The sequence below is a fragment of the Mycobacterium sp. genome, from assembly GCF_032162105.1.
Taxonomy (GTDB): Bacteria; Actinomycetota; Actinomycetes; order Mycobacteriales; family Mycobacteriaceae; genus Mycobacterium.
In genome coordinates this window covers 1-6,335 of record NZ_JAVRPS010000173.1, presented here as the reverse complement: position 1 = coordinate 6,335, position 6,335 = coordinate 1, and the positions used below count along the sequence as shown (strand labels likewise).

The following is a 6,335-nucleotide window of genomic DNA, read 5'->3' as shown; positions in this document are numbered from 1 at the left end:
GTTGTCCCAGTACTTACCGGTGAACGGTCGCTCGGTGCCGTTCTTCTGCGTCACCTGGTACTGCTCGGGAGACAGGGCATCCACTGCCGCGGGGTTCTTGTTGTATGACTTCGCCACTGGTCCTCCTTGAAGTTGGCACCCGTATAACCTCGAGTGCCCTTCGGATAGTTCCCCGTCACGACCCGGCTCGAACCCGGTCGACGACGGCGATGATCTGGTCGGCGACGGCCCTCGGTTGGTACAACATCTGGTTGTGCCCGGTGCCGGGGATGACGACGTTCGTGGTGCCAAGGGCGGCGGCCAGCATGTCGTTCGCCTGGTGGATCTGGGCCTGGGTGTAGTTGTCCGGCTTGAGTCCGGCCGGGGCGGCGAACTTGTCCGCGCTGAGCACGATCGCGGGCACCCGCGGCAGCGGCGGGGCGGCGGCGATGCTGGCGAACGCGTCGTCGGGCAGGATCGACTCCTCCCCGGGATCGGCACTCTGGCCGTCGGCGTTGAACGCGGCGTTCTGATCGGGCCTGCCGACGATTCGCAGGAACTCCGACGTGGGCTCGGAGAAGACCAGACCGCTGACCAGTTCCGGGTGCGTGCGGGCGAGCAGGTCGAGGACCAGGCCACCGTACGAGTGGGCGACGAAGACCATCGGCGTCGGAAGATGCGCCGCGGCAATCAGATTCACCACATCGTCGACGTCGGACTGCACGGTGTGTGGTTGCGGCACTGGCGTCGACCGGTCGACACCGTCCGGCCGGGTGTTGGGCCGGTCGTAGGTGCAGATCCGCGTCGTCTTCGCCACCAGGGGTTGCGCCGAGACCGGATTCGGGGCCACCTTCGCCTCGTCGATCAGGTCGTAGGGCGACGAGCGGATCGGGTCGTCGGGCGGGACTGCGGCGTTCCAGGCCTCGGCGTAACTGCCCTTGCCTGGAATGACGAACACCACGGGTGAGCCCTCGCCCTGGCAGTCCAGGAACAGGCTGCGGCCGTCACCGATGTCCACCGGGCCCGTGGTGTCGTCGGCATGCGCGATGGGCGCATCGAGGACCGCGGCCGCAATCGCGAGCAGGACCGCTAGCGCCATCTTCATGCGGGCTGACGTTACGGTGGCCGCTCGACAAAGGACGATAGAACGTGTTCTAGTTCTGGATGTGACGGGTAGCACTTTCAGCCGCGACGAGTTGGCCGACGCATTCGCCCAATTCGAAGCAACGGTGAGCCGGGCCGCCGAGACCCGCGACTGGGATCCTTGGGTTGACCAGTACACCGACGACGTCCTCTACGTCGAGCACGCCGCGGGAACCATGCGTGGCCGCGAACAGGTGCGGCCGTGGATCTGGAAGACCATGGAGAGCTTCCCCGGCAGCTACATGACGTCGTTCCCGTCGCTGTGGAAGGTGATGGATGAAGCGCGAGGCCGCATTATCTGTGAGCTCGACAATCCGATGCGCGATCCCGGTGACGGCGTCATCATCAGCGCGACCAACATCTCCATCGTCACGTATGCGGGCGACGGGCTGTGGTGCCGCCAGGAGGACGTCTACAACCCGCTGCGGTTCGTCTCCGCGGCGATGAAGTGGTGCAAGAAGGCCAAGGAGCTCGGCACCCTGCCCGATGAGGCGGAGCGCTGGATGCGACAGGTCGGCGCGGACGTGAGGAGCAAAAAAGACGGAGGGACGGTGTGACCGCACTCGTCATCGGCGCCAACGGGTACCTCGGTTCGCACGTCACCCGCCAGCTCCTCGCCGACGGACAGGACGTCCGGGTGATGGTGCGACCGAAGGCCACCACGGTCGGCATCGACGACCTGAAGGTGACGCGGTTCCTTGGCGACATCTGGGACGACGACGTGCTGCGCGAGGCGATGACGGGTTGCGACGTCGTCTACTACTGCGTCGTCGACACCCGTGGCTGGCTGCGCGATCCATCGCCGCTGTTCCACACCAACGTGGACGGCACCCGAAACGTGCTGGACGTCGCCATCGAGCCGGTCGTAGCTGCTGGCCTCAAACGCTTCGTCTTCACCAGCAGCTACGTCACCGTCGGCCGGCGCCGCGGGCGCACCGCCACCGAGGACGACGTCATCGTCGACCGGGGGCTCACGCCGTACGTGCGGTCGCGGGTGCAGGCGGAGAACCTCGTCATGGAGTACGCGCGTGACCACGGCCTGCCCGCCGTTGCGGTCTGCATTTCGACGACGTACGGCGGCGGCGACTGGGGCCGCACCCCACACGGCGCGATCATCGCGGGCGCGGCGTTCGGCAAGCTGCCGTTCGTGATGAGCGGCATCCAGCTGGAGGCCGTCGGAGTCGACGACGCCGCGCGGGCGATGATTCAGGCCGCCGACAAGGGCCGCGTCGGCGAGCGCTACCTGGTCTCGGAGAAGATGATCACCAACGCCGACGTCGTCCGCATCGCCGCGGAGGCGGCAGGCGTGCCGCCGCCGACCAAGTCGATACCGCTGCCGGTGTCGTACGCGATGGCCGCTCTCGGCAGTGCCAAGGCCCGGCTGAGGGGCACCGACGAACAGCTCTCGCTCGACTCGTTGCGGCTCATGCGCGCCGAGGCCCCCGTCGACTGCAGCAAGGCCAAACGCGAGCTCGGCTGGCAGCCACGGCCGGTCGAGGAGTCGATCCGCGAGGCAGCCAAGTTCTGGGTCGGTCTGCGCGAGGCCAAGCGCAAGAGCAAGCAGGCGGGCTGACGTCGCCGTCGGGCCACCATGGCCCACGGAGCCGATGCTGAAACAATTGCGGTATGTCATCCCCGTACCGCGGCTCACGTCTCGGCACCCGGTTCGGGCCCTATGAGCTGAAGTCGCTGATCGGTGTCGGCGGCATGGGCGAGGTCTATCGCGCCTACGACACGATCAAGGGCCGGACGGTGGCGGTAAAACTGCTGCGCGCCGAAATGGCTGCCGACCCGGCCTATCAGGAGCGCTTTCGGCGCGAGTCGCGGATGGCAGCGCGACTGCAGGAACCGCACGTCATCCCGGTGCACGACTTCGGTGACATCGGGGGAGTCCTGTACATCGACATGCGCCTGGTCGAGGGCGCCAACTTGAAGGACGTCCTGCTGTCGGGTGGACCGCTCGAGCCGAAGCGGGCCGCGTCGATCGTCGCGCAGGTGGCGGCCGCGCTGGACGCCGCACACGCCGACGGCCTCGTCCACCGCGACATCAAGCCCGAGAACGTACTGCTCACCGCTGATGACTTCGCCTACCTCGCCGACTTCGGCATCGCACACGCGGGCGGCGATGCGAGCGTGACGATGACCGGAACGATCGTCGGGTCCAGCGCCTACATGGCGGCGGAACGGTTCAACGGCGGACGGGTGGGGCCCGCGGCCGACGTGTACTCGCTGACGTGCGTGCTCCACGAATGCCTCACCGGCCGACCGCCCTTCGAGGCGGCGGATCTGGTCCACCTGATGAGCGCGCACATGCTGTCGCCGCCGCCCCGACCGAGCATCATGCGCAGGGGAATCAGCCGCGCGTTCGACGACGTCATCGCCCGCGGCATGGCCAAGGAGCCTGCGGGCAGGTTCCCCTCCGCGGGCGAAATGGCCAGGGCGGCCACTGCGGCGGCCGACGTTCCGCAGGAGCCGGTCGCGGTGGCCGAGCGCCCCGAGCGGCCGTCGACCACGCGGCAGTTCTCGACGGTCTACCCGAATCCGCACGCGACGGGGCACGTCCCGTACCCGCCGAACCCGCAGCCCGTTCCACCGCCACCTCCGCCGAGTCGACGACGGCGGTTCGGCACGGGGCACGTGGTGCTGGTTGCGGCGACGATCCTGATCTTCGGTGTCGCCGCCGTCCTCGCGGCCGTGCTGGTCATCGGCAACAACCGCAGCGGTACACCACCTCGGACCAGCTTGGCAGCGCCGCCGACGAGCACATCGACCACGACGAGCGCCGCGGCGAGCGGGCCGGCGGCCGATGCTCAGGGCTTCGTCGGCCATGCGGCCCGCTGCGAGTCGGGAGACTCGCCTGCGGTGATGATCCGAACGGCCTCGTCACTGGCGGTGGTGTGCCGCACCGGGCAGGGCGCGTTCTACTACCACGGTGAGCGGCTGAGCGACGGCGCCAACCTCCGGCTGGCTAACGCCGTGCCCTCGGCGGACGGATTCGATGCCACCAATCCGGCCGACGGCGCCCGCTACGAAGTGCGCCCAGACCGGCTCACCATCATCAGCAACGGCCACGTGGATTCGTCGGAGCCGGCGCTGCCAATCGCTTCGGGCTGACGCCGCCTGTGCACGTCGATCCGCATGCCCACCAACGCTATTCGGTTGAACGCCACGCCGGTCGGCGTTCAATGAATACTCTCCGCGATGGCAACCGGACTAGCGTCGGATGACATGAGAGAGAAACTGCACGTCGACCTGTCCGGCGCACCGCAGACCATGCTGGCGACGTTCTACGCCAAGGCGCTGGACGCCGACCTCCCGGACCCGATCCTCGGCGATCGATTCGCGAAGGACATCGTCGACCGCATCGACTACGACTGGAAGAGAACCGCGATCACGGCGGCCAACTCGCCGTCGGTGACGACGCGGTCCGCGCACTTCGACGGCTGGGCCCGCCAGTTCCTCGCCGTGCACCCGAAAGCCGTCGTGCTGCACCTCGGTTGCGGTCTGGACAGCCGGGTCTTCCGGATCGACCCTGGGCCCGACGTGGAGTGGTTCGACGTCGACTACCCCGAAGTCGCCGACCTGCGCAGGCAGCTCTACCCCACCCGCGACCACTACCGCGTCATCGCCGCCTCCGTCACCGACCCGGCGTGGTTCGCCGACATTCCGCGGGACCGCCCGATGCTGATGGTCGGCGAGGGCCTGACCATGTACCTCACCGAGGCGGACGGCGTAGCGCTGCTGCGTCGAGTCGTCGAGCACGCGCCATCCGGGGAGTTGCAGTTCGACGCGTTCAACACCCTCGGCATCAAATCGCAGTGGATGAACCCCGTGGTGCGCCGTTCGGGAGCGACGCTGCACTGGGCCATCGACGGGCCCGACGACATCCTCGACGCAGTACCCGGTGCGCGCCTGCTCGCCTGGGTGTCGGCCATCGAGTCGGACACCTTCAAACAGCTGCCCGGGTATTACCGATTGATGGTCAACGTCATGTCCAGGGTCAAGGTGTTGCGGTACATGGCGCAGTACCACCGCTACGCGTTCTGAGTTCGACCGTTAGGCGGCTCGCACGCCGAGCACCGGTTGTGTTCGCCGGCCGTCGTCGAACCCCTTGACCCACGGCCAACGACCGCGGTCGTCCGCCCAAACCAGCTGCACCGCTTGGATGTCGCGGCCTTCGATCGCAACGGCCATGTCCATGTGAGCATCGGGGTGCTCGACCTTCACGATCTCGAGGCGAGTCCCCGCGGGCAGCGGTAGCCGCTCTCCCGGGGCGGGTCGACGTCCGACCAACGCCCGCTTGACGAAGGTGTCCAGCAGCCATAGGGCCCGCTTGGGGGGCAGGCCCGTGACGAGGTACTCGGGTAAGCCACGATCGTGCAGCCCGATCGTGTACGCGTAGGGCGTGCGGTCATCCTCGACGTACTGCACGATCCAGCCGCGCGCCAGGATCTCCGCACGCAGCAGCGCGAGGTAGTCGTCGAGCGTCTTGTCCGGGTGATCACACTGCCAGCACATGGCGGGCCCTGCCTTTCGTTGTACTTGGTGCGAGCTTGCGCCGGGGCTATGACAAGTTCGGTGCGGCGGAACCGTTGCGGCGGTGAGTTATCCACAGTCCCGGTTTCATCCACAGGCGGCGGGTTCGGTCGTTCCGGAGGACGGTCACCGCCTGTCTTGAGTCAAGACAGTGGCAGGTACCGACGGTGCGTCCGGCGCAGTCTCGGTCGGCGCGTGGGCGCGGGTGGAGGCGGCCGCATGCGCGCGGCGGCTGACGGCCATGGTCGAGATGCTGGACGCGTACTACGCCGCCGATCGGTCGGCCGAGCGTGAGCAGTGGTACCTCGACAACTGGGGTGCGGTCTGCGCCCATATCGGTGCCGCCCAACAGATCACCTCGGGTGCGGCGTCGCATCAACTGTTGGTCGCGACCGCGTTGCGCGACCGGTTGCCACGCGTCGGTCGGGTGTTCGCCGAGGGTCTGATCACTTACCGGCTGATGTCGGCGATCGTCTGGCGCACGATGCTGATCAAGGACCCCGATGCGCTGCGTGCGGTGGATGCCGCGGTGGCGTCGGCAATCCACGAGTGGGAACCGATGTCGGCGAACAAGACCGTGCAGGCCATCGACTACTGGGTGGACCGGTTCGATCCGAATGCGTTGCGCCGCAGTCAGGAACGGGCGCGCTCACGCAGTATGGAGATCGGCGCTGAGG

At 67.7% G+C, this 6,335-nt stretch carries 8 protein-coding genes; 5 read left to right on the top strand and 3 right to left on the bottom strand.

Annotation, left to right across the window (positions count from 1 at the left end; translation table 11 throughout):
* Together QOC69_RS09045 and QOC69_RS09040 are read right to left on the bottom strand one after the other, a co-directional pair.
* Nucleotides 1-117: peptide-methionine (R)-S-oxide reductase (locus tag QOC69_RS09045; RefSeq protein WP_526438535.1), on the bottom strand; the 117-nt coding region annotated here is incomplete at its 3' end.
* A gap of 58 nt (nucleotides 118-175) precedes the next feature.
* Nucleotides 176-1,084, bottom strand: a complete 909-nt coding sequence (locus QOC69_RS09040) for an alpha/beta fold hydrolase (protein ID WP_526438533.1) — start codon at nucleotides 1,082-1,084, stop codon at nucleotides 176-178.
* 61 nt (nucleotides 1,085-1,145) lie between these two features.
* Between QOC69_RS09040 and QOC69_RS09035 the strand changes: the two genes are divergently transcribed.
* The 4 genes from QOC69_RS09035 to QOC69_RS09020 all read left to right on the top strand — a co-directional run bounded on the left by QOC69_RS09035 (nucleotide 1,146) and on the right by QOC69_RS09020 (nucleotide 5,169).
* Nucleotides 1,146-1,679 carry a nuclear transport factor 2 family protein gene (locus QOC69_RS09035; RefSeq protein ID WP_526438531.1) on the top strand — a complete coding sequence of 178 codons (534 nt, stop codon included), beginning with the start codon at nucleotides 1,146-1,148 and terminating at the stop codon, nucleotides 1,677-1,679.
* Nucleotides 1,676-2,695, top strand: a complete 1,020-nt coding sequence (locus QOC69_RS09030; protein WP_526438529.1) for an NAD-dependent epimerase/dehydratase family protein — start codon at nucleotides 1,676-1,678, stop codon at nucleotides 2,693-2,695. The genes QOC69_RS09035 and QOC69_RS09030 overlap by 4 nt, the downstream gene beginning before the upstream one ends.
* A 53-nt stretch (nucleotides 2,696-2,748) precedes the next feature.
* Nucleotides 2,749-4,236: a serine/threonine-protein kinase gene (locus QOC69_RS09025; protein WP_526438527.1), complete on the top strand. Its 1,488-nt coding sequence runs from the start codon at nucleotides 2,749-2,751 to the stop codon at nucleotides 4,234-4,236.
* A gap of 114 nt (nucleotides 4,237-4,350) precedes the next feature.
* On the top strand, nucleotides 4,351-5,169 hold the full coding sequence (locus QOC69_RS09020) for a class I SAM-dependent methyltransferase (RefSeq protein ID WP_526438524.1): 819 nt from the start codon (nucleotides 4,351-4,353) through the stop codon (nucleotides 5,167-5,169).
* Nucleotides 5,170-5,178: 9 nt separating this feature from the next.
* Here QOC69_RS09020 and QOC69_RS09015 read toward each other — a convergent pair whose 3' ends face one another.
* Nucleotides 5,179-5,640 (bottom strand): DUF4262 domain-containing protein, encoded by a 462-nt coding sequence (locus QOC69_RS09015; protein ID WP_526438522.1) that lies wholly within the window; start codon nucleotides 5,638-5,640, stop codon nucleotides 5,179-5,181.
* A gap of 169 nt (nucleotides 5,641-5,809) precedes the next feature.
* Between QOC69_RS09015 and QOC69_RS09010 the strand changes: the two genes are divergently transcribed.
* A partial coding sequence (locus QOC69_RS09010; protein WP_526438520.1) for a DUF222 domain-containing protein occupies nucleotides 5,810-6,335 on the top strand: 526 nt, incomplete at its 3' end.